The following is a 22,611-nucleotide window of genomic DNA, read 5'->3' as shown; positions in this document are numbered from 1 at the left end:
TACCCGCCAATTTACAAAGCCTGGGGGGTTGATGTGTGGATAATTCGGTTCTTGTAGAGGGGATTAAAAATTTATAATCTCTTTTAGTAAAACTATTATAATTGGCTAAATTGAACATTTTCTTTTATAGTTTCGATTTTTGAGGACTTTGACACTTGATCATGATAACGTCTTTTAACATCTAGAATCAATGTTTTATCTCTTAAACTTCCTTCTAAAGACATGTATTCAAATGGTGGGTTTTCTATGCCATTATGATATAATGATTTATCCGCAAAGTACAATTTAACAGATTTTGATTTAATCATACATATTCCCAACTTTGTAGACAAGTATCTTTCAGGGGCTCTATAAAGCCTACTATCCATCTCCAACAATAATTCATTTTTTTCACTCTTTTCAGGGTGATAGTCAAAAACATCTAATGCAGCAAAATTATTTTTACCAATTTTTAAAATAAAGTAATTTCCATTTATCGGCTCACTTACATATATATCAAAATACAATTGAGCAGTAGTTTTATTATACTTCCAAGGATTAACATCTGGAGAACTTTTGCCCTCTGTTTCTGATTTCGAATCAAAAACACCAAGAGCAAATAATACAATTACAATTCCTATAATTATTAAAAACACCATATATTATTTTCTTTTAAATTATTAATTTATTTTTCTGTAATATCTAACCTCAACGGTCTCTCCTTCACAAGATTCATCTTTGCATAACTTTCTCGCCACTAAATAATTCTTTTTAAAATCGAATATTTTATAGTATTTCCAGTCTCCACTATCTCCTGTACGAGAAAAATATATTCTATTACCTTCAACATAATACTCCTTTGTATAAGACTCTCCCCACTCTTCTATATATACCGTTCCATCTGTTCTATATAAAAATGTAGTGTAAGTATCAGCATCATTCTCATCATAATTATCTGTATAATTGCTAGTATTCTCTGGGTCTAATTGCGGCATGTTCACATATTCTTCATAATTATCTTTTGGTTCTCCCTCCCACTGATATTCAACAACCCATTTTCCAATTATCATTTCTTCATAAGAAGACTCTTTGACTTCTGTATTTTCATCTCCAGAATCAGATGAACAACTTAAAAAGATTAAACAAACTATTAGGCAAAGGGACATAAAATTAATTTTCTTCATGATTGGTTAATTTAAATTGATTAATAATATTTCAAGCTTACAATATAGGCAAATGTGCCTATATCAAAACCCTTTTTCTCCACGAATTTTACATTGTGGAGATTAATAATGAAAATGAATATTTAATTGCATTTGGTAAAAACCTAAGAAAGCTTAGAAAAGAAAAAGGTTTTACCCAAGCTAAACTTGCTATTGATTTAAATATTGAAATTTCACAAATTAGTAGAATTGAAAGAGGCGTAATTAACACCTCGATTAGTAATGTCTATAAAATTTCTAAAGTATTAAAGATTGGTATTAAGGAACTTTTTGAGTTCTAGATTAATTTGTTAGTTTATTTTGCAACTTTACCATCTCCTCACTTACTCTACTCTGAACCACCTTCGCATAACTTTCTTGTGTTACTTTAATACTTGAATGCCCTAAAAGCTCAGAAACAATTTCCATAGGAACGTTGTTATAAAGCAATACAGTAGACGCAAAAGTTTTTCTAGCAACATGATGAGTTAAATTAAAATCGAGCTTTATAATAGCTGCAATTTCTTTTAAATAAGCATTAAAATTTGCATTCGAAATACTAGGAAACACATAACCTGAATCTTCATTAGCATACATGCACAATATTTTATATGCTTGCGGCAATAAAGGTATACTATAGTCTCTATCTGTTTTATTTCGATGTATCCTAATCCATAAATTACCATCAAAAGATTTGACAATTTGACTTTTCTTTAAACTTGACATTTCTTTAAATCCTAAACCTGTATAACAACAAAAAACAAACATATCTTTAATTTTCTGTATTCTAGAAATTGTAAAAGTCTTTGATTCAAGTAAAGCCAATTGATCATTAGATAGAAATACCACTTTACTCTTAACCCTTTTTGATTTATACAGCATAAATGGATCCCTATTTAAATAACCTTCGGAAACGGCATATCTTACAGACCTTCTAAAACGCTGAATAATTTTATTTATGGTACTTTGTTTAAATTTACGTTTTGTCTTTAAAAAATATTCAAAGTCATTTATAAAATTAGTTTTCATATTCATTATTGGTATATCGGAAGCTTTAAATTTATCTCGTATATAGACCTTTAAATGCTCTCCCGACTCAAGATATTTAGAATAGGTAACCTGTTTTATTTCTGTATCTACAAGCTTTTTAAGCCTGCTACTGTGAAGATTATATACTTCTAATATTCCAAACTCCTCCTTGTCTTTATCTCCAAAATACCTTCTCCATACATCAGAGATATTGAAATTATCTTCTTGAATTCTTAACTCTAAATATATTTTATTGAATTTCTGAATTATCAGCTCAAGTTCCGAATTAATATTTTTCTTCTCTAAAGAACCTCCCTTAATTAATTGCTGCCTTTTTGAATCCCAATGGCTTTCAAGGACGAATTTTCCAGTAGAAAACTGACGCCTAACACCCTCAAGTGTTATTCTACAATATAACGGTGCTTCCCCTTTTTGATTGATTTTCGTTTTATAAAGTATAAAACGAATACTTAATGACTTTTTGTTCATATCCAATTGCGTTAACGTTTAACAATTGGTACACAATTAGATAAGAATTTAAAATGGTTACCTTTTTAATTTTGGACGGTTACCTTTTTATAGACCTTTTTTACACACAAACCGCCTTAAAACAAAAAAGCATCCCAATTTTCAAAGTTTGAAAAAAGGAAAGCCTTTCATTGGTTTAACAACTTAAACCGTAGATAAACACAAGGTTTATCTAAACAACACAACTAAAATTATGTGCAAAAAAAAGCTCCAAGTTTTTGGAGCTTTTTGCAATTTTGCGGTCTGGACGGGATTCGAACCCGCGACCCCCTGCGTGACAGGCAGATATTCTAACCAGCTGAACTACCAGACCGTTGCGTTATTGCGAGTGCAAATATACACCCCTTTTTGAATTACACAAAACTTTTTTTGACTTTTTTTAAATATTTTTTGACTACAAAAATTTAGAGCGCTCTATCATAAAGGTTGTCAGCACATTATCAAAATTATCATTAATATTTGCTTCTACATATTTTATTTGATATTGGGCGCATTTTAATTTTAAAGCTTCAAAAAAATCTCCTACAGCAGTTTCATAATTCGTTTTTATCGTATCGGCATACACATTTATAAACGCTCCGCTTTCTACATCTACAAACCGTTTTGGATTATTGTCAAAATTGAATTTTAGTTCTATATCTTTATCAAACACATGAAACAACACCACTTCGTGTTTGTTGTATTTTAAGTGTCTTAATGCTTCAAAAAGCGCATCTTGAGATACAACGTCTTGAAACATATCTGTAAACAACATCACTAAAGAACGCCGTTTTAACTTTTCGGCTATTTGATGTAAATAAGTATAGGTCTCTGTCGTTTTTTGTTTGGGTTTGCTCTGTGCAACATTTTCCAAGGTATTTAAAAGCATGTGATGGTGGCGCTCACTCCCTTTTTCCGGAGCATAATATTCGTAAACATCGCTATACACACTTAAGCCTACCGCATCGCGCTGTCGTTTTAAAACATGCATAATGGATGCTGAAGCCAAAGTTGAAAAGGCTATTTTATTTAATTGATTAATATGGAAATCTTTGTATTGCGGATAGTGCATAGAACTGCTATTATCTATAATAAGATGACAGCGTAAGTTGGTTTCTTCGTCGTAGCGTTTAGTGTATAATTTATCGGTTTTGGCAAACAATTTCCAATCGATATGTTTTGTACTTTCGCCTTGATTATAGATTTTATGTTCTGCAAATTCTGCCGAAAACCCATGAAACGGACTCTTATGCATACCTGCAATAAAACCTTCGACCACCTGTTTTGCCAACAATTCTAAATTAACAAAACCTCCTGCCTGTTGTAATTCGTCTTTTAAAATCATTGCTCATTTAATTTAAATAGGCGTTGTGCCCGATGTATTTGGTCTGAAGCTTGTAATATTTTTAGCTCTAAAACCTTGCTAAAATCTGGATGCTCATTTAAAAATTCGTCAACAACTTGCATCGCATACTCCGAGTTATAGAGCCCTACAGTACTTTGCAACCAACCTATAGGAAAAAATATATCACCTGTTAATTGCACCTCTTCTAACAATTCTAAACTTGGTTTAATATATTTTTGAGAATACTTTTGACGCAAAGGGTGATTTAAATAAGACAATCCGTCTAAAACCCATTGTTCTTTAACTCTATATTTCTCTTGGTTTAAACTCTCAAAAAACAAATCGCGCTCTGCAACTTGGTACGATAAAGACGGCTGTAAATATTCAAACCGTAGTAAGCGATCTGGATTTGTAATTTGAGCTTTTGTTTGTGCTAAAATATCTGTAACCTGCTCATGTTCGTAAATAGCCAACTTAGCCGCTAAATTTACATAATCGTTTTCGTTTAGTTTTAAATTATCTAGTTTCTGTTTTTTACTCCAAATACGATATAAAAAGGCTTTACCTTCCTGGTTGTAAGCGATGTCTTCGTACAAACCAAACAATGTCTTTTTAACACCACTTGGTAAATCCTGTTTTAAACGTTGTCTTAGCTCCTTTTCAAGATGTTCAACTTCAATTGTCCTCTCGCCAGGCGTGAGATACCCCCAGAATAGATTTCGAATCTGACTGGAAACTAATCTGATTATCGCTTCATTATTTTCAATCTGCACTGCTGTTTTAAACAATTTTAAACCTTGCAAGGGCGCTATAGTTCCCAATAGTATATTTTCGTAAACATTAATATAAGCATATCCTTTGGCTACGTCATCTTTCAATTCTAGAATATGCGCTAACACTCTTGGCGGAGGAAACACACCATAACCAAAGCCATTGTAATTGTAAAAAACTTCTTGTGGTTTTAATGTTCCTATAAGGCCATCTAATTGATTATCTGCATCAGATACCGATACATTTACAACCCGAACAGAATCAGGGTACACTAAACCAATATCGAAACTTTGCGCCCAAAGGTCTTCTGTACCAGCTTCAGCTTTTTGAGATAATTTGAAATTCGTTAACTCGTCATTCTCATCATAATACATATCTTCTGAAAACACAGCTCGACCAGGTGTATTTACCCAATTATCACTCCACGTTTTTACATCGACCGCTGTTTGTGCATCTAGAATTTCTATTAAATCATTCCAATCCGCATTTTCGTTAGCAAAAGTCTTTATATAAGTCTGAATACCTTTTTTAAACGCCTCTTCTCCTATTAAAGCCTCCAACTGGCGCATCATAATAGGTGCTTTGTTATATATTATGTTTCCATACAGTGTACCTGCATTATTTAAATTATCTAAATGTTGACGAATGGGGTTACTTCCTGCCGTACGATCTACACCATAAGCACTTGGATAATGCGTTAGCATAAACTGCAATTTATGGTTAATATCTGGAAAACTAGGGTTAGCTATTTTATCGGCCATAAAATTAGCAAACACTTCCTTTAACCAGACATCGTTAAACCATTTCATGGTTACCAAATCTCCAAACCACATATGTGCTGTTTCGTGGGCTATTAATTTCCCACGTCTTAAACGCTGACTTTCGGTAGCTGTTTCGTCTAAAAACAAAGTTGATTCTCGATATTGAATAGCCCCAACATGTTCCATACCTCCATATTGAAATCCTGGTATTGCCGCAAAGTCTATTTTTTTAAATGGAAAAGCGCACCCTGTATAATGCTCTAAAAACGTGATGGCTTCGCGATGCAAACGAAATATCTCGGGCACACTTGCCTGAATTTTGTCTTCGTCGGTTTCACGATATAACATGCGCATTTTTAATCCATCAACTTCATCTTCCACAAGTTTAAAATCGCCTACAACAAACGAAAATAAATAGGTACTCATTTTATCAGAAGTTTCAAACCAATGTTCAGTAACATCTCCTTTGGTTTCTACTTGTTGTAATGGTGCTCCTGCCATAACCTTCCAAACATTGGGCGCAGTAATTTTTAAATTATACTCTGCTTTTAAATCGGGCTGATCGAAACAAGGAAAAAATGTACTGGCTCGGTCCGGCACTAAAAGCGTATAGAGGTAATCTTCGTTTCGGTTTAAAGACAATTCTCCAGCTATAAAAGCTATTTCTATACTGTTTTCACCTATTTTATAATCATTTTGATTAATTACGATATGTCCATTGGTATGTTCGATATCGATAGGCTGATTGTTAACGGAAATCGATAACAGCTTATGAGTAGCTTCTTTAAAATCTATAATTAATGGCGCATTTTTATCATTTATGGTACAATAAATAGTTTCTGAAGCAGAAATACTATCGGACAATGTTTTAGGAATATCGAATTTAAGATCGTAAACCAAATCGCTAATCTGTGCTTTCCGAACGACTGCCATTTGTTCGGAAACGCCTTTAACCAAAGTTAGTTCTGTTGCATTTTTTCTGTTCTGGTTACAAGAACTTAAACATAATACAAGGACTAGAAGCAGAAATGGTTTCATTTATTTAAGGAATTATTAGGGCTAAAAATAAAAAAGGTTTGACATTATGCCAAACCTTTACTTTGTATGTTATATAAATTGTTATTGACTACAAAAGAGAATCAATAGCGTCTGTATATGCTTTTTTAGGAGCAACACCTACTTGACGACCAACAACCTCTCCGTTTTGGAATACCAATACGGTTGGAATGTTTCTAACACCGTATTTCGAAGCAAAATCCTGATTTGCATCAACATCTACTTTACCCACTACAGCTTTACCATCGTATTCTGTACTAATTTCGTCTATAATTGGTCCTACCATACGGCAAGGTCCACACCATGCTGCCCAAAAATCTACTACTACTGGTTTATCGCTTTTTAAAACAGTTTCCTCAAAATTCGCGTCTGTTATTTCTAATGCCATTATATTAAATTTTAAAAGTTGTACTTGTTATTATGCAAACTTAGTCAAAAATTACGCCAAAACTTACAGACCATCCATTTGTTTTATTTATTGCCAAATTGTCCGATTTTATAATCAGCGTTTTAGCAACAATTAATTTAATTTATAATACAAATTCTGTCGGTCTAAAGCCGATAATAATTCTTGACTTATGGTGATTTTCTGCCGCCTACTTGTCATTGGTAATTTCACCTTGTCTTCATTATCGTACACCACAAAATGCAATGCTTTAGTTCCTGAATGGTGATGAAGCAATGTTTTTAAGGCTTCGACCTTTTGACTATCTAAATCCTGAATATTTAATTGTATTGACAATTTTTTAGCATAGGCTTCCATAACATCATGAAGCAATTGAAAGCTATTAAATTGTATACGCGGATCGCCTTTTTTTCCAGTATCTTTATTAGCCCAGCCTTCTCTAATATAGCATTTAACATACACAAAACTGTTGACCACAAAAAAATGTCTGAACTTTAAATACTCTTCACCAAAAATTCTAAATTCATAGCTATTGTTATAATCTTCTATAGTGAATAAAGCCCAGCCTTTACCTTGTTTACTTACGCGATGTTGCACGTCTGTAACCACGCCGCCAAAGGATAATTCAGCGTTAACACATTGTGTTAGGTCTTGAAACATGGATAAATCGGCGTTACAGAAATTGGTCATTTCTACTTTAAAATCGTCTAGCGGATGCCCAGAAATATAAATACCGACTACCTCGCGTTCTTTAGCGAGTTTTTCCATGGTTCCCCAAGTATCTGCGGGTGGTACCAGAGGTTCTTCAATCTGTACATCGCTGGCATCTCCAAACAGACTAACTTGAGCGGAATTTTCGTTTTCTTGATGTTTGGCACCGTATTTTACAGCTTTTTCCAAGAAAGTAATCCCGTCTCCATCGTCTTGAAAATATTGAGCGCGATGTGTGTTTTGAAAACAATCAAAACCGCCTGCCAAGGCTAAATTCTCGAAAGCCTTTTTGTTGGCTGCTCGTAAATCGATGCGTTTAGCTAGGTCGAAAATCGACTTATAAGCACCATCTTTCTGCCGATTTTCTACGATGGTTTTTACCGCTCCGTGACCAACACCTTTTACGGCTCCCATACCAAAACGCACAGCATTCTCGTCGTTTACCGAAAACTTATAGAACGATTCATTGACATCGGGGCCAAGCACCTCTAACTTCATACGCTTACATTCTTCCATAAAAAATGTAACCTGCTTAATATCGTTCATGTTGTTAGACAGTACCGCGGCCATATATTCGGCAGGGTAATGCGCTTTTAAATACGCTGTTTGGTAAGCAATCCACGCATAACAGGTAGAGTGCGATTTATTAAAGGCATAACTTGCAAAGGCTTCCCAGTCTTTCCATATTTTCTCTAGCACTTTTCTAGGATGTCCATTTGCTTCGCCGCCATCTAAAAACTGAGGCTTCAATTTTTCCAGTAAGGCAAAGATTTTTTTACCCATTGCTTTACGCAGCATATCGGCATCACCTTTAGAAAAATTGGCCAGCTTTTGAGACAAAAGCATTACCTGCTCCTGATATACTGTAATACCATAAGTTTCTTTAAGGTACTCTTCCATCGCTGGCAAATCGTAAACAATTTCCTGGTCGCCGTGTTTACGGGCAATAAAATCAGGAATGTACTCCATTGGCCCGGGACGATACAATGCATTCATGGCAATTAAATCGTCAAATACTGTAGGTTTTAAGGACTGCATGTGTTTTTGCATACCGGGCGATTCGTATTGGAACACCCCTACGGTTTCGCCGCGCTGAAACAGTTCGTACGTTTCTTGATCGTCTAAAGGAAAATTCTCTGGATCTAACTCTATACCGTGTTTGGCTTTTACAATTTTAACCGTGTCTTTAATTAAGGTTAAGGTTTTTAAGCCCAAGAAATCCATTTTTAACAGTCCGGCAGACTCCACTACAGAGTTATCGAACTGCGTAACATACAAGTCGGAGTCTTTCGCTAACGACACAGGAACGAATTTTGTAATATCGTCTGGAGTAATAATTACCCCACAAGCATGAATACCGGTATTTCTAACAGAGCCCTCTAATACCTTGGCCATATTAACGGTTTCGGACTCTAATCCGGCACCTTCAGAAATATTAAAAAGCTCTTGAATTTTCTCAATTTCTTCCGACTTAAATTTCGCTTTTAATCCCTTTTCATCTAAACCAAAAATTTTATTCAATTTGGTCATATTAGGAATAAGCTTGGCAATTCTATCGGCTTCAAACAACGGTAAATCCAACACCCTTGCAGTATCGCGAATAGACGATTTTGCGGCCATGGTACCGTAGGTAATAATTTGCGCTACCTGACTGCTTCCGTATTTATTGATTACATAATCCATAACGCGACTACGGCCTTCATCATCAAAATCGATATCGATATCGGGCATACTCACACGATCTGGATTTAAGAAACGCTCAAACAGCAAATCGTATTTAATAGGGTCTATATTGGTAATTCCCAAACAATAGGCTACTGCAGACCCTGCGGCCGAACCACGACCAGGCCCAACAGACACATCCATATTACGGGCTTCGCGAATAAAATCTTCAACAATTAAGAAATACCCTGGATATCCTGTTTTTTCGATAACATCCAGCTCGAAATCTAAACGTTCTGCAATATCTGGCGTAATCTCTTCGTAACGCTTTTTGGCGCCTTCGTAAGTTAAATGCTTTAAAAATGCATTTTCACCACGTTTACCGCCATCTTTTAAATCGTCTTCATGCTGAAATTGTTCTGGAATGTCGAATTTTGGAAGTAATACGTCTCTTGCCAATTCGAAAGGTTCGACCTTATCTAATATTTCCTGAATGTTAGAAATAGCCTCTGGAACATCTTTAAAGAGCGCCTTCATTTCGTCGGCCGACTTAAAATAATACTCCTGATTTGGCAATCCGTATCGATATCCGCGACCGCGGCCTATAGGCGTACTTTGTTTTTCGCCGTCCTTAACACACAGTAAAATATCGTGGGCATTCGCATCTTTCTTTTCTTCGTAATAAGTATTGTTTGTGGCTATTAATTTTACATTGTGTTTCTTGGCAAAATCTATTAACACAGGATTTACCCTATTTTCATCTTCTTGATTATGGCGCATCAACTCGATATATAAATCATCGCCAAACTGCTCTTTCCACCAAAGCAAAGCTTCTTCTGCCTGATTCTCGCCAACATTAAGCACTTTACTAGGCACTTCTCCATACAAATTACCCGTTAACACAATAATATCTTCTTTGTATTCCTGAATAATTTGCTTATCTATTCTTGGCACATAGTAGAACCCTTCGGTAAAGGCGATAGATGACAATTTTGCCATATTGTGATAGCCACGTTTGTTTTTGGCTAACATTACAATTTGGTAGCCATTGTCTTTACGCGTTTTATCTAATCGGTCTTCGCACACAAAAAACTCGCAGCCTATAAGAGGTTTTATTTCTTTAAGTTCTGGTGTTCCGCCTGCAGCGATAACCTCTTCATTTTTTGATTTCACCGACTTATTATGGTTGAAAACCGCACGCACAAAGTGAAAAGCCCCCATCATATTCGCATGATCTGTAAGTGCAACCCCCGGCATATTGTGCTTTGCCGCAGCATTTACCAAATCGGGAATACTTATAGTTGATTGCAATACCGAAAACTGCGAATGGTTATGAAGGTGTGCAAAATTAACCTCGGCTAAATCTGATATATTTTGTTTAATTTCTGCGGCCGATAAATCTGTGCTTTGCGCTTTTTGCAGACGTTCACGAATCTGATCGCTAGCCTGTTTTAAATTAATATGCTTTAAGCCTATTAATTGAATTTCCTGCGGATTGGCTTCACTAAAATTCTTAAAATAATCTGGCGCGACATCTAACTGTTCTATTGTAAATTGCTCGCGACGAACTAATTCGAAAAAACAACGCGTTGTCGCCTCCACATCGGCCGTAGCATTATGCGCTTCTGCAAATGGCTGATTAAACAAAAACTCGTGTAACTCTGTTAAGGTTGGCAACTTAAATTTACCCCCACGACCACCAGGAATTTGGCATAATTGCGCGGTATGCTCGGTACAAGTATCTAAAACAGGAAGTTCCTGCAGGGCGTTAGCTACATCTTCTCGAAAAAATTCGGCGCCCATTATGTTTACATCGAAACCTACATTTTGGCCAACAATAAACTTTGTCTTGCTAAGGGCAATATTAAATTTTTCTAACACCTCTTGTAGGCTAATGCCTTGCTCATCGGCTAGCTCGGTAGAAATTCCGTGTATTTTTTCGGCATCGTATGGAATATTAAATCCGTCTGGCTTTACCAAATAATCTTGATGTTCGATACAACGCCCCATCTCGTCGTGTAATTGCCAGGCAATTTGTATACATCTAGGCCAGTTATCGGTATCGCTAATAGGTGCGTCCCAACGCTTTGGTAAACCGGTGGTTTCGGTATCGAAAATTAAGTACATAAACTATATTTGCTAAAAAAATAAGGAGGTTAAAATTACAAATAATTTTGAGGTTTCCTGTGTTTATTTCTCACGTTTTATAAACAACGAAAGTCAATACCATAAGTTTCTTTCACTTACATATTGCCAATAACAAATAAACCACTATAGACTGGAAGTCTATAGGTTTGAAAACAGACTGAAAGTCCGATTATTTGTATTTATCTTAGCCACAAATACACTAATATTCTTTATAAAAACTATGTCAAATATTCGTGCATTCGTGGCGGAAAAAAAATTATAGAAACTGAAAATCTTGCACTAAAAGTGCATAGTTTTAACTAACGCCTGAGACCAATAAAAAAACAAACGTTTTTTCAGGACCTTTTAAATTAACTTTAAAAGTTTAATTCCCCACCAAAAAGGGCACTCTATAAAACACGCCTTTATTAAAATTTACGCCATGTTCTCCTAAGCCATCGTAGGCAGTAAACCAGAACGAGCCACTCACATAATTTTCGGTAGTATTAATGTCGTCTATTACAATTTCACCTTCAGCATAGTACACCAAACTTTCGTCTTCTGGAGTCGAAGGGTCATCTACCGGATTATATAGCGTAGAATAGAGCGTATCGCTGGCATTCGTATAATTGGCATTAGCAATTTTACCCGCCCCCAATTGAAACGTGTCAATAGTAGCAGAAGGAATGCTTAAGGCAACTGTTTCGCTTCCTAGTTTTCCTGAAACTGTTATTCCACCATCGTCATTACGTGCTTGTCTGGATTGCGATTTCCACAACACCCCATCTTTATCGGCCTGAAATGCAGGTGAATTAAATTCGATATCATCGCCACAACTACTAATACAAACACTTATAACCAAAAGGCAAACCCAAAATCTCATAACTCAATTATTCAGTACATATTAAACGTCAAAAATAGAATAAATTGCGCACAACATTTCAATTAAATTAATGTATTGAAACTTAAAAATTTATAGTATCTTTGCACCCTCATTAATAACCGAGGTCGCGAACCTCAAATAATTAATTATTATGCCTGTAAAAATTAGATTACAAAGACATGGTAAAAAAGGGAAACCTTTTTACTGGATTGTTGCTGCTGATGCAAGAGCAAAAAGAGATGGTAAATACTTAGAAAAATTAGGTATCTACAATCCAAACACTAACCCTGCAACTATCGAATTGGATGTAGACGGTGCTGTAACTTGGTTACAAAACGGTGCTCAACCAACCGATACTGCAAAAGCGATTTTATCGTACAAAGGTGCGTTATTAAAAAATCACTTAGCAGGTGGTGTTCGTAAAGGCGCTTTAACTGAAGAGCAAGCTGAAGAAAAATTCAACGCTTGGGTAGAAGAAAAAGCTGCAAAAGTAACTGCTAAGTCTGATGGTTTAGCAAAAGCTGAAGCCGATGCAAAAGCAAAAGCTTTAGAAGCTGAAAAAGCGGTAAATGATGCTAGAGTAGCTGCTGCTGCCGAGGCTGAAGCCGAAGCAAAAGCTGCTGAGGAAGCTGCAAACGCTGAAGCTACTGCAGAAGAAACTGCAAACGAAGAAGAATAAAAAATTAATTTTTTATACTTTTAAAACCTGACAAATCCTGTCAGGTTTTTTTATTTAAATACTTATGAAAAAAGACGACTGTTTCTTCCTTGGAAAGATTGTAAAAAAATACAGTTTTAAAGGCGAATTACTCATAAAACTAGATACCGACGAGCCTGAATTATTTGAAGACATGGATTCGGTTTTTGTTGAATTGCGCAATAATTTAGTGCCGTTTTTTATCGAATCGTCGCAACTCCATAAATCGGAATTATTGCGTGTAAAATTTGAAGATGTCGATACCGAAGCCGATGCCGAAGCACTTTTAAAATCGGATTTGTATTTGCCACTTGACTTTTTACCAGAACTGGAAGGCGATAAATTTTATTACCATGAAATTATTGGTTTTACGGTGGAAGACAAACATTTTGGTACGGTTGGCATTATAAAATCGGTAAACGATAGTACTGCACAAGCCCTTTTTGAAATTGATCGTGACGGTACCGAAATCCTAATCCCGATGAACGACGAGTTTATTATTAAGGTAGACAAACCCAATAAAACCATTTTTGTTGAAACACCTGAGGGGTTGATTGATCTCTATTTGTAAGTTGTCATTCCGACGTTAGGAGGAATCTTTAAATATTAAGTTGGTAAGTTGAAAAGATTCATCGCTCCGTAAACTGCGCCTGCCTACCGGCAGGCAGGCTCTGAATGACAGTTCGGTTGTCATGCAGAAGGAGGTACGACTGAAGCATCTTTAAATCAATGAAAACAATTTAATTACACATCACCCTGAACACGTTTCAAGGTCTCTTTAGGGAAAGTTTGCCGCAAAGAAATGTGATGCTGAATCAAGTTCAGCATGATGTCATCTGGAATAGAGAATAAAAAAACAAGTATTATGAAACCATTCATGTTCAAACAATTTACAGTAAATCAAGACCGATGTGCGATGAAAATCGGTACGGACGGTGTGCTTTTAGGCGCTTGGGCACCTGTCGATCAGCAGCCATTTTCTGTGCTTGATATTGGTGCTGGCACGGGCGTTTTAGCTTTAATGCTGGCACAACGATGTTCCGCTGAAATTATTGATGGCATTGAAATTGACGATGCAGCCTACGAGCAATGTGTAGATAATTTTGAGAATTCTCCTTGGGGCGATCGCTTATTTTGTTATCATGCGTCATTGGAAGAATTTGTAGATGAAATAGACGATCAATACGAGTTGATAGTGTCCAACCCGCCATTCTATTCCGAAGACTATAAAACCGAAGATAGTCAGCGTGATTTAGCACGTTTTACGGACGCTTTGCCTTTCGATCACCTTATCTCAAGTGTGTCCAAATTATTAGCGCCAAACGGTAGTTTCTGTGTGGTTATTCCGTTTAAAGAAGAAACGCAATTGACTGCTTTAGCTGCTGAAGTCGGTCTGTTTCCAAATACAATATGTCGCGTTAAAGGTGCTCCCGAAAGCGATATAAAACGCAGCTTAATGCAGTTTTCTTTTGAAGAAACCAAAACCGACATTTCCGAACTCATTATAGAAACAGCACGCCATCAATACACCGAAGATTACATCAATTTAACAAAAGATTTCTATTTAAAAATGTAAGCTTTAATGCGGTATTCGCTAAATTTGACTAATAACCTTGATGATTTCAACAAAGAACTCATCTAACTAATGCATGCTAACATATGAAACCAGACCGCTTTGAAGCCCCCGATTATTACCAATTAGATGAGCTTTTAACCGAAGAGCACAAATTAGTGCGCGATACGGCACGAACTTGGGTAAAGCGCGACGTCTCGCCAATAATCGAAGACTATGCACAAAAGGCTGAATTCCCCAAACAAATTATAGCTGGTTTGGCAGAAATTGGTGCTTTTGGCCCTTACATCCCCGAAGAATATGGCGGCGCTGGATTGGATCAGATTTCTTATGGTTTGATCATGCAAGAAATTGAACGTGGCGATTCTGGCGTTCGCAGTACAGCATCGGTACAATCGTCTTTGGTTATGTACCCAATCTGGAAATACGGTAACGAAACGCAACGCCAAAAGTTTTTACCTAAATTGGCTAGTGGTGAATGGATGGGCTGTTTTGGTCTTACCGAACCCGATCACGGTTCGAATCCTGGTGGCATGACTACAAACTTTAAAGATATGGGCGATCATTATCTTTTAAACGGTGCCAAAATGTGGATTTCCAATGCGCCTTTTGCACAAGTAGCCGTAGTTTGGGCCAAGGATGAAAACGGTCGCATTCATGGTTTAATCGTTGAACGTGGTATGGAAGGATTTTCTACTCCTGAAACACACAACAAATGGTCGCTTCGCGCATCGGTTACTGGCGAGCTTATTTTTGACAATGTTAAAGTCCCTAAGGAAAATCTATTACCAAACAAATCGGGACTTGGTGCGCCTTTAGGTTGTTTAGATTCGGCTCGTTATGGTATTGCCTGGGGTGCTATTGGAGCGGCTATGGACTGTTACGACACAGCTTTACGTTACAGTAAAGAGCGCATGCAGTTTGGAAAACCGATTGGGCAATTTCAATTGCAGCAAAAAAAGTTAGCCGAAATGATTACCGAAATTACCAAAGCACAATTGTTAACTTGGCGTTTAGGTGTTCTTAGAAATGAAAACAAAGCCACTTCGGCGCAAATTTCTATGGCAAAACGCAATAATGTGGATATGGCACTCACCATCGCTAGAGACGCCAGACAAATGCTTGGTGGCATGGGAATTACCGGCGAATACAGTATTATGCGACACAGCATGAATCTGGAAAGTGTGGTAACCTACGAAGGCACGCACGATATTCATTTGTTAATTACGGGATTGGATATCACGGGACTTAATGCGTTTAAATAAGACTATTTTTACTTAAAACTATACAAACTAAGGTTTATCTTTTTTTTACAAAAAACTCGAATTCCTCTCTTCCTAGAGCACCCGAACCATTTATACCTTCTATAGCACCTAAAAATTTAGTATTGATATCTGAACAGTAAAAGGTAATTTGTGCTTGTCCGTTTGTATCGGTAATGATATCGGGTTTCCAATACAAGGTATTTCTGTAATCTGGAAAGCCATTAATTTGTTCGTCCAAATCGTAAACAGGCTCGTAAAACACTTTTTGAATATAGACTCCTTTAACACAACTCACATTAAACAACTTTAACAATTCTTCTTCAGTAAAGTTTTTTTTAATCTGTTCCTTATATATAACTTGTTGAATTTCTCTCCCGACATAGTAATCGTAGGTATTTCCTGGAATTGGGATTTTTCCTGAAGCAGCATGTTTTATACAATTTAAAACTCCATTTTTACAAAGATAATCTATCGTTACATCCAATTTTGCCAAACTATCCAAAGTTCCCATGTATTTATCTCTAAACACCCGTTCTTTTTTAGCGGTTAGCATGACTTCGTCAAGCTGATTCATGTCTTTATAAGACGTGTAATTTTCCTCTGGTTTTAACTCTAAAAGTTTGCTATTAAAATTTATAGGGTATATAAATGTTTTCTGTTTTTTAATTTGATTAATAGTCTTAAAGGTAGGATCGTGTATGGCTATAGACATGTTTTTGTTAGGATCGTTCTGCAATAGCTTTAAATATAAATAGCCGCCATTGGCTTGGCTAATATATTCTGGCAACACTGTAAATCTCCCTATAGAATCGACTTCAATGAGATTCTTACCGCTATCTTCGGCCGTAAATGCTATGACATATTGTTGCGATAAAAGGGCTCTGTCTTTTTGTTTACTGGCGTGAATTTTACCAATTAAAGTATCTTTTACTGCGAGTTGACGCTTTATGTCCAATTGTTTCAGGTTTTGTTCGCCCCAAGTATAAGCTCGCCATCCCTGAGTAAGCAATAAGAGGTTTAAGGCTTGTTTTCTATTTTCATTTTCGTCTTTAAAATAATAACTGGGGTCGTGTAAATTTCCTTTTAATTCTTCGGTTAACAGAAAATGGCTTGCAATGGTTTTGGTGTCGTTCGGGTTGTTGTACATGGCATCGTAAACACTTAAACCTAGATGTGCGATTTGTGGATTGCCATTCTGGTCTACGACTTTTATATTTAATTTAACCTGTTCTTTTGTTAGATATTCGCTTTTGTCTAAAACAGTTTTTATATGCAATTTCTGATATTGTTTTACAAATACCAAACGTTCGGCTACTGGCTGTAAATCCTGATTAAACAAGGTAATCTCAGCAATGCCCTGTGGCATATCATTTACAGGAATACTTACAATTTGCGCTTCATCCAATAGGGTTTTGGCTATGGTGTACACCACGCCTCGAACCTGAACGCGCACATAAATCATTTCTGTTTCTAAACCCGGTGATTTTGAAATTTTTAAAGTAATAGCTTCATTGCTGTTGGTTACTAACTGCATGACTTGCCCCTGAGGTTCTATTTTTGGAAGCGAAACTGTTTTTTGACCTAGTGAATCGTTTAATGTGATGCGATATGTTTTCGTGATGTCTGGTGTAAAAATAAATGCCCCCATGCCTGCATGTGTGCTTTTAAAATCCAGTAATGGTTTATCATTTTCTAATAAAGTTCCCGAAATAGTTTTTGGTTGCCCTTTAGCATCAATAGCCTTAAAGGCTACAGTACTTTGTATGCCAGATACCAAGTGGCCGCCTTCTGGAAATAACTTAAAATCAAAATCAATTTCGTTGGTTTTAGTGATGGAATCTTTAGCAAAATCGGAAATTCGATCTACAATAATAAGTTTACGAGCACTTTTAAAGTCTTGCGTGTTTTTGTAAAACGACTCAGATGTTAAGGCTTCCAAGCGATACGTGCCCGACTTTAAAGTATCCTGAATAAACACATGTCCGTTTACAAATCCTTTTTCGATGGAATACCGTTCTTGCCATACTGCAACATCGGTTTGATCTTCTACCAATTGCACGTATAAGGTGTTACTTAAATCGGAAGGAATTAAATACTGACTGTTTAAAACATACGCTTTAAACCATAAATCTTCGCCTGTTTCGTAAATGCCTTTGCTGGTTTGCAGGTAAACAGATTCTTGCAGATAATTTAATGCGTTTTTAGTGATATTATCTACAAGGCTGTTGGGTATGCTAGGTGACTGTTGTGCCCATATGCAATTGCCCGTAAAACCCAAAACGACAACAAATAATGCAAAGCACGTTTTGTTTGTATTAGGCAGTGGTAAAATATTTAAAATAGAAGTTAAGGCATTCATTTCAATTTAATTTAATTCGCTTATCAATTTTTCAATTTTAGACGGACCACTCACATGTTTTTTAATAATTGCACCATCGCTATCTACCAAAATATGCCAAGGTATTGCAAAGGTGTTTCCCTCGTATAATTGTTTTAAGTTGTTATATAACGCTTTGTTTGCTCGAATTTGATAGCCTTCTAAACCATAAAACGCAATCATTTGTTTCCATTGTGTGGCTTTCTCATCTCGATCTATTGAAATGTATAAAGGAGTGATATTTTTAGCCTTTAACAGCTTATAAAGTTCAGAATTGTGTGCAAACTCTTTTTTGCAGGGTGAGCACCAAGTAGTCCAAACATCTACATAATACCTGTGGCCATTTAATGTTTTTACAACTTCTTTTAAGGTATTTAAGCTATCGGTGTTATTTATAAATGTAGTGTTTGTGTTTAAGCTGTCTTTTTGTTTGTTGTGAAACGCAACAATGTTTTCTATTTCTGGAGCTATAAATGGGCTATAGGCACTCTGTGAGTAAGTGGTTTTAAATGCTTCAAATAACGGGATGAGTTCTTTTTCGTAATTTTTAGATATAGATACATCATATAAAAAAGCCGCATAATAATACTCTAACTGCTCACCAGATAAGTGCTTTTTTGCTTGATTAATTTGATACGTATTAATTTTTCCTTGATTTCTTAAGCCAATTAACGAATCTGTATCTACTTCATTTTCTAGAAACTCTTGATATCGCAAATAATTTTGTGTGTAATAATAAAACCATGGCGAACGCAACAATTCGGGATTGGATGCTGGGTAAGACTGAAAAACAGCACTCCAAAGTTTATTATATTGATCTTTGTTTAAGGTGTTTTGGTTTCTTTCTTCATATAAAAAATTTAAAAAGGCAACGCTACCTTGTGCTCCTGCATAAAAATAGCCACGATCGGTAGCAACTAATTGATAAAAGTCTTCTGAAATGTCATGCTTTTCTAGTAGCGCTTGATATTCAGTCATTTCGGTTACCAAGCTTTGCTTAATTTTGGTTTCAATAGCAGAAGGTACAGAGTCTTTAAAATACGAATTTGCCTCTAATTCAAAATGACCAGTAATCATATTTCGATTAGTGATTTTATTGTAAAGTTCCTGACCTTTGGCATTATGAGCTGTTACTTTAAATTTTGGTTTCTTTTCGGTATTATCTATCAACACTTGATAATGCATTTCGGGTTCGACAATAACAGTTCCAAAAGATTTATATTCTTGAGATAATTCTACAAAACTCGCTTTTGTAACAGCCAATGTAATTTTAAAATTACCTAGCGAATCGGGCCGAACCATTTGGTTAAACCCAATAAAGTCGATGCCGTTAATAGGTAAAGTGTAATTAATATTTTCGGGAATATCACCAATAATTTGTCCTGTAATGGTAACATCATTGATTTTTTGCTGGCAACTCATGACAGTAATGAGTACACATAGCGCAACTAATTTGTTTGAGATAAACAAAAATTTTCGAAACATAAACTGAAGGTTAAGTTAGTTTGTTCTTTTTAATTCAAATAACAACAATTATTAAATATAACTATTTAATTTTAAAACTCTTACATAAACTATTCTAACACAGCTATTAAACTTTAGAAAAATCATCATGCTAAAGCCAAACGATTAAAGTTATTTTTCGCTTACAAATCACAATGGTTTTAGTTATATTTAATCCATGCTATCATCTCAAAAACGATTACATAACGCTTACGATACCGCGAAAATTATTGAATTCGACGACACGTCTAAATTCATTTTTTTTAGTGATTGCCATAGAGGTGACAACAGTATTGCCGATGATTTTGCACGTAACCGAAACATATATTACCACGCTTTAAAACAGTATTATAAAAACGGATTTCATTATTGCGAATTAGGAGATGGCGACGAGCTTTGGGAGAACCTAAACTTTAAGTCTATTTTTGAAGCGCATACCAATGTATATATGCTAATGAAGTGTTTTTACGACGAAAAACGTCTGGATGTTATTTGGGGAAATCACGACATGGTATACCGAAAACAAAACTATGTAAAGAAGCATTTACACACTTATTTTGATGCAAAAACGGGGCTTCATAAAGAACTCTTTACCGACATTACTTTTTATGAAGGTATTATTTTAAAGCATAAAACAACACAGCAAGAAGTCTTTTTAACCCACGGACATCAAGCAGATTGGTGGAATTATAAATGTTGGAAGTTGAGTCGGTTTATGGTTAGAATATTATGGAAACCGCTAAATGTTATGGGTATTGCCGACCCCACGAGTCCGGGTAAAAACTACACCGAACTTATCCGTATAGAACGCCGCATAAAAAATTGGATTCGCAGTAAAAACAACCTTATAACCATAGTTGGTCACACACATAGGCCAAGGTTTCCGCAGCCTGGTCATATCGCTTTTTTTAACGATGGCAGCTGTGTACATCCGCACAGTATAACGGGCATAGAAATTGAAAAGGGTGAAATTTCGCTAATAAAATGGGACACCGCCACGACGGACGATGGTTATTTTAGAATTGTACGCACGGTACTAGAAGGGCCAAAAAAATTAATAGATTATAAAACCCATTAACTTTCTGGCGCTAAAATAACTTCCAAACCTTCCATTTCTGGCGTAATTTGTATCTGGCAACCTAAACGGCTGTTGTCTTGCACATGAAACGCTTCAGACAACATGGCTTCTTCGTCGTCTTGCATTTCCGGAAGTTCGGTGTCGCTTACCACATAACATTGGCAAGAGGCACACATGGCCATACCACCACAAACACCAATAGTGCCTTCTGGGGCGAGCTCGTACGAGCGTACAACTTCCATTAAATTCATAGCCATATCGGTAGGTGCAACAATATCGTGGGTTACGCCATCTCGATCGGTAATTTTAATATTTACATCTTGTTCCATTGCAATTTTTTACTCTATTCTATTGATTTAACAACGGCTTTTTCGGCTTCTTTTCTCGTGCCATCAAAACCATCGATACCGCTAACGGTAGTATATTTTAAAACGTATTTTTTTCCCGGATTGATAATCTGATACGCCGCCTGACACATTAATGTCGCTTCGTGAAAACCACATAAAATCAGTTTTAATTTTCCTGGATAGGTATTTACATCGCCAATCGCAAACACACCTGGAATATTAGTTTGATAATCCAGAGCATTATTCACTTTAATGGCATTTTTTTCAATCTCCAAGCCCCAATTTCCTAAAGGCCCTAATTTTGGTGATAAACCAAAAAGCGGAATAAAGTGATCCGTTTCTACAATAAATTCCTTTTCTATATGTTTCGATTGCGCCACGACAACACCTTCAACTTTACCATGACCAACTACGTTGATAACTTCGGCTGGGGTGATTAAATTGATTTTGCCTTTCGATTTTAATTCTTGAACTTTTTCAACAGAATCTAAAGCACCACGGAACTCGTTACGTCTGTGGATTAAAGTCACTTCGGAAGCGACATCGGCCAAGAAAATAGACCAATCTAAAGCAGAATCGCCACCACCAGAAATAACCACACGTTTATCGCGATACATTTCTGGATCTTTAATGAAATATTCAACGCCTTTATCTTCGAAACTAGCAATATTGCTTATTAACGGTTTTCTCGGTTCAAAACTCCCCAAACCACCAGCGATAGCTACCACAGGCGCATGGTGTTGTGTGCCTTTATTTGTGGTTACAATAAAGCTGCCGTCCTCTTGTTTTTCTAAAGTTTCGGCACGTTCGCCCAAAGTAAAACCTGGTTCGAACTGCTTACATTGTTCCAATAAATTTTTGGTAAGATCGCCTGCTAAAACTTCAGGGAATCCTGGAATATCGTAAATCGGTTTCTTCGGGTAAATTTCGGAACATTGGCCGCCTGGTTGTGGTAAGGCATCGATTAAATGGCACTTTAATTTTAATAATCCAGCTTCAAATACTGTAAACAATCCAGTTGGGCCTGCTCCTATAATTAGGATGTCGGTTTTAATCATTTGTTAGGTGACTTAAATAGCAAAGGCTTGCTTTATTCTACATTAATAACTTGCTCGATTTGCGGAGCATATTTTTTAATGGTCATTTCTACACCAGACTTTAAGGTCATTTGGTTTACACTACAGCCAACGCAAGCGCCTTCTAATTGTACCTTCACCAATTTGTCGTCTTCAATAGAAATAAGAGAAATATTACCGCCATCGCTTTCTAAAAACGGACGAATTTCGTCGAGAGCTTTCTCTACATTTAATTTTAATTCTTCTGAGGTCATAC

19 protein-coding genes and 1 tRNA gene are annotated in these 22,611 nt (G+C 36.1%); 6 read left to right on the top strand and 14 right to left on the bottom strand.

Annotation, left to right across the window (positions count from 1 at the left end; all coding sequences use genetic code 11):
• Positions 1-95: 95 nt before the first annotated feature.
• Entirely contained in the window at positions 96-638 is a 543-nt protein-coding gene (locus ACR9EA_RS01970) for a hypothetical protein (protein WP_435136760.1), read from the bottom strand.
• Between the two features lie 21 nt (positions 639-659).
• Entirely contained in the window at positions 660-1,163 is a 504-nt protein-coding gene (locus tag ACR9EA_RS01965; RefSeq protein WP_435136758.1) for a hypothetical protein, read from the bottom strand.
• 95 nt (positions 1,164-1,258) lie between these two features.
• Here ACR9EA_RS01965 and ACR9EA_RS01960 point away from each other — a divergent pair, with 95 nt between their 5' ends.
• Positions 1,259-1,483, top strand: coding sequence for a helix-turn-helix domain-containing protein (locus ACR9EA_RS01960; protein WP_435136755.1), 225 nt, complete (start codon positions 1,259-1,261; stop codon positions 1,481-1,483).
• Position 1,484: 1 nt separating this feature from the next.
• Here the strand turns inward: ACR9EA_RS01960 and ACR9EA_RS01955 are convergent, their stop codons facing one another.
• From ACR9EA_RS01955 to ACR9EA_RS01925, 7 genes are all read right to left on the bottom strand, one after another.
• Positions 1,485-2,699 carry a tyrosine-type recombinase/integrase gene (locus tag ACR9EA_RS01955; RefSeq protein ID WP_435136752.1) on the bottom strand — a complete coding sequence of 405 codons (1,215 nt, stop codon included), beginning with the start codon at positions 2,697-2,699 and terminating at the stop codon, positions 1,485-1,487.
• Between the two features lie 278 nt (positions 2,700-2,977).
• Positions 2,978-3,051: transfer RNA gene (locus tag ACR9EA_RS01950), tRNA-Asp, on the bottom strand.
• Positions 3,052-3,132: 81 nt separating this feature from the next.
• Entirely contained in the window at positions 3,133-4,062 is a 930-nt protein-coding gene (locus tag ACR9EA_RS01945) for a DUF58 domain-containing protein (protein ID WP_435136749.1), read from the bottom strand.
• Positions 4,059-6,632, bottom strand: coding sequence for a M1 family metallopeptidase (locus ACR9EA_RS01940; protein ID WP_435136745.1), 2,574 nt, complete (start codon positions 6,630-6,632; stop codon positions 4,059-4,061). Before ACR9EA_RS01940 ends, ACR9EA_RS01945 begins: the two co-directional genes overlap by 4 nt.
• An 88-nt stretch (positions 6,633-6,720) precedes the next feature.
• The gene (gene trxA / locus ACR9EA_RS01935; protein WP_435136742.1) at positions 6,721-7,038 is read right to left on the bottom strand and encodes a thioredoxin; all 318 of its coding nucleotides are present in this window, start codon (positions 7,036-7,038) and stop codon (positions 6,721-6,723) included.
• Positions 7,039-7,170: 132 nt separating this feature from the next.
• Positions 7,171-11,556 carry a DNA polymerase III subunit alpha gene (gene dnaE / locus ACR9EA_RS01930; RefSeq protein WP_435136739.1) on the bottom strand — a complete coding sequence of 1,462 codons (4,386 nt, stop codon included), beginning with the start codon at positions 11,554-11,556 and terminating at the stop codon, positions 7,171-7,173.
• A 385-nt stretch (positions 11,557-11,941) separates the two neighbouring features.
• Positions 11,942-12,439 (bottom strand): DUF6252 family protein, encoded by a 498-nt coding sequence (locus tag ACR9EA_RS01925; protein ID WP_435136736.1) that lies wholly within the window; start codon positions 12,437-12,439, stop codon positions 11,942-11,944.
• Between the two features lie 151 nt (positions 12,440-12,590).
• Between ACR9EA_RS01925 and ACR9EA_RS01920 the strand changes: the two genes are divergently transcribed.
• The 4 genes from ACR9EA_RS01920 to ACR9EA_RS01905 all read left to right on the top strand — a co-directional run bounded on the left by ACR9EA_RS01920 (position 12,591) and on the right by ACR9EA_RS01905 (position 15,974).
• Entirely contained in the window at positions 12,591-13,118 is a 528-nt protein-coding gene (locus ACR9EA_RS01920; protein ID WP_435136733.1) for a 30S ribosomal protein S16, read from the top strand.
• Positions 13,119-13,182: 64 nt separating this feature from the next.
• Entirely contained in the window at positions 13,183-13,707 is a 525-nt protein-coding gene (gene rimM, locus ACR9EA_RS01915) for a ribosome maturation factor RimM (RefSeq protein WP_435136730.1), read from the top strand.
• Positions 13,708-14,001: 294 nt separating this feature from the next.
• Positions 14,002-14,712: a tRNA1(Val) (adenine(37)-N6)-methyltransferase gene (locus ACR9EA_RS01910; RefSeq protein WP_435136727.1), complete on the top strand. Its 711-nt coding sequence runs from the start codon at positions 14,002-14,004 to the stop codon at positions 14,710-14,712.
• 83 nt (positions 14,713-14,795) lie between these two features.
• On the top strand, positions 14,796-15,974 hold the full coding sequence (locus tag ACR9EA_RS01905; RefSeq protein ID WP_435136724.1) for an acyl-CoA dehydrogenase family protein: 1,179 nt from the start codon (positions 14,796-14,798) through the stop codon (positions 15,972-15,974).
• 34 nt (positions 15,975-16,008) lie between these two features.
• Here ACR9EA_RS01905 and ACR9EA_RS01900 read toward each other — a convergent pair whose 3' ends face one another.
• Entirely contained in the window at positions 16,009-18,333 is a 2,325-nt protein-coding gene (locus tag ACR9EA_RS01900; protein WP_435136721.1) for a hypothetical protein, read from the bottom strand.
• A 6-nt stretch (positions 18,334-18,339) separates the two neighbouring features.
• Complete coding sequence (locus ACR9EA_RS01895; RefSeq protein WP_435136718.1) at positions 18,340-19,773, bottom strand: TlpA family protein disulfide reductase; 1,434 nt, start codon at positions 19,771-19,773, stop codon at positions 18,340-18,342.
• Between the two features lie 259 nt (positions 19,774-20,032).
• Between ACR9EA_RS01895 and ACR9EA_RS01890 the strand changes: the two genes are divergently transcribed.
• Positions 20,033-20,932, top strand: a complete 900-nt coding sequence (locus ACR9EA_RS01890) for a serine/threonine protein phosphatase (RefSeq protein WP_435136715.1) — start codon at positions 20,033-20,035, stop codon at positions 20,930-20,932.
• On the opposite strand, the gene ACR9EA_RS01885 is transcribed toward ACR9EA_RS01890, so the two are convergent.
• From ACR9EA_RS01885 to ACR9EA_RS01875, 3 genes are read right to left on the bottom strand one after another with little or no spacing between them, the layout of a single operon-like run.
• Entirely contained in the window at positions 20,929-21,261 is a 333-nt protein-coding gene (locus ACR9EA_RS01885; RefSeq protein ID WP_435136712.1) for a ferredoxin, read from the bottom strand. The genes ACR9EA_RS01890 and ACR9EA_RS01885 overlap by 4 nt on opposite strands.
• Before the next feature lie 14 nt (positions 21,262-21,275).
• Positions 21,276-22,337, bottom strand: coding sequence for an NAD(P)/FAD-dependent oxidoreductase (locus ACR9EA_RS01880; RefSeq protein ID WP_435136709.1), 1,062 nt, complete (start codon positions 22,335-22,337; stop codon positions 21,276-21,278).
• A 32-nt stretch (positions 22,338-22,369) separates the two neighbouring features.
• A complete protein-coding gene (locus ACR9EA_RS01875) occupies positions 22,370-22,609 on the bottom strand; it encodes a NifU family protein (RefSeq protein WP_435136707.1) in 240 nt (79 codons plus the stop codon).
• Between the last annotated feature and the right edge of the window lie 2 nt (positions 22,610-22,611).

It is taken from the genome of Formosa sp. A9 (assembly GCF_051200825.1).
GTDB lineage: Bacteria > Bacteroidota > Bacteroidia > Flavobacteriales > Flavobacteriaceae > Formosa.
This window is presented reverse-complemented; position numbering and strand designations above follow the sequence as displayed.

Bases quoted from the DNA above. Each gene is read 5' to 3' on its own strand.
- ACR9EA_RS01970 (WP_435136760.1), bottom strand. From the start codon at position 638: ATGGTGTTTTTAATAATTATAGGAATTGTAATTGTATTATTTGCTCTT.
- ACR9EA_RS01965 (WP_435136758.1), bottom strand. From the start codon at position 1,163: ATGAAGAAAATTAATTTTATGTCCCTTTGCCTAATAGTTTGTTTAATC.
- ACR9EA_RS01955 (WP_435136752.1), bottom strand. From the start codon at position 2,699: ATGAACAAAAAGTCATTAAGTATTCGTTTTATACTTTATAAAACGAAA.
- ACR9EA_RS01945 (WP_435136749.1), bottom strand. From the start codon at position 4,062: ATGATTTTAAAAGACGAATTACAACAGGCAGGAGGTTTTGTTAATTTA.
- ACR9EA_RS01940 (WP_435136745.1), bottom strand. From the start codon at position 6,632: ATGAAACCATTTCTGCTTCTAGTCCTTGTATTATGTTTAAGTTCTTGT.
- trxA (WP_435136742.1), bottom strand. From the start codon at position 7,038: ATGGCATTAGAAATAACAGACGCGAATTTTGAGGAAACTGTTTTAAAA.
- dnaE (WP_435136739.1), bottom strand. From the start codon at position 11,556: ATGTACTTAATTTTCGATACCGAAACCACCGGTTTACCAAAGCGTTGG.
- ACR9EA_RS01925 (WP_435136736.1), bottom strand. From the start codon at position 12,439: ATGAGATTTTGGGTTTGCCTTTTGGTTATAAGTGTTTGTATTAGTAGT.
- ACR9EA_RS01920 (WP_435136733.1), top strand. From the start codon at position 12,591: ATGCCTGTAAAAATTAGATTACAAAGACATGGTAAAAAAGGGAAACCT.
- rimM (WP_435136730.1), top strand. From the start codon at position 13,183: ATGAAAAAAGACGACTGTTTCTTCCTTGGAAAGATTGTAAAAAAATAC.
- ACR9EA_RS01910 (WP_435136727.1), top strand. From the start codon at position 14,002: ATGAAACCATTCATGTTCAAACAATTTACAGTAAATCAAGACCGATGT.
- ACR9EA_RS01905 (WP_435136724.1), top strand. From the start codon at position 14,796: ATGAAACCAGACCGCTTTGAAGCCCCCGATTATTACCAATTAGATGAG.
- ACR9EA_RS01900 (WP_435136721.1), bottom strand. From the start codon at position 18,333: ATGAATGCCTTAACTTCTATTTTAAATATTTTACCACTGCCTAATACA.
- ACR9EA_RS01895 (WP_435136718.1), bottom strand. From the start codon at position 19,773: ATGAGTTGCCAGCAAAAAATCAATGATGTTACCATTACAGGACAAATT.
- ACR9EA_RS01890 (WP_435136715.1), top strand. From the start codon at position 20,033: ATGCTATCATCTCAAAAACGATTACATAACGCTTACGATACCGCGAAA.
- ACR9EA_RS01885 (WP_435136712.1), bottom strand. From the start codon at position 21,261: ATGGAACAAGATGTAAATATTAAAATTACCGATCGAGATGGCGTAACC.
- ACR9EA_RS01880 (WP_435136709.1), bottom strand. From the start codon at position 22,337: ATGATTAAAACCGACATCCTAATTATAGGAGCAGGCCCAACTGGATTG.
- ACR9EA_RS01875 (WP_435136707.1), bottom strand. From the start codon at position 22,609: ATGACCTCAGAAGAATTAAAATTAAATGTAGAGAAAGCTCTCGACGAA.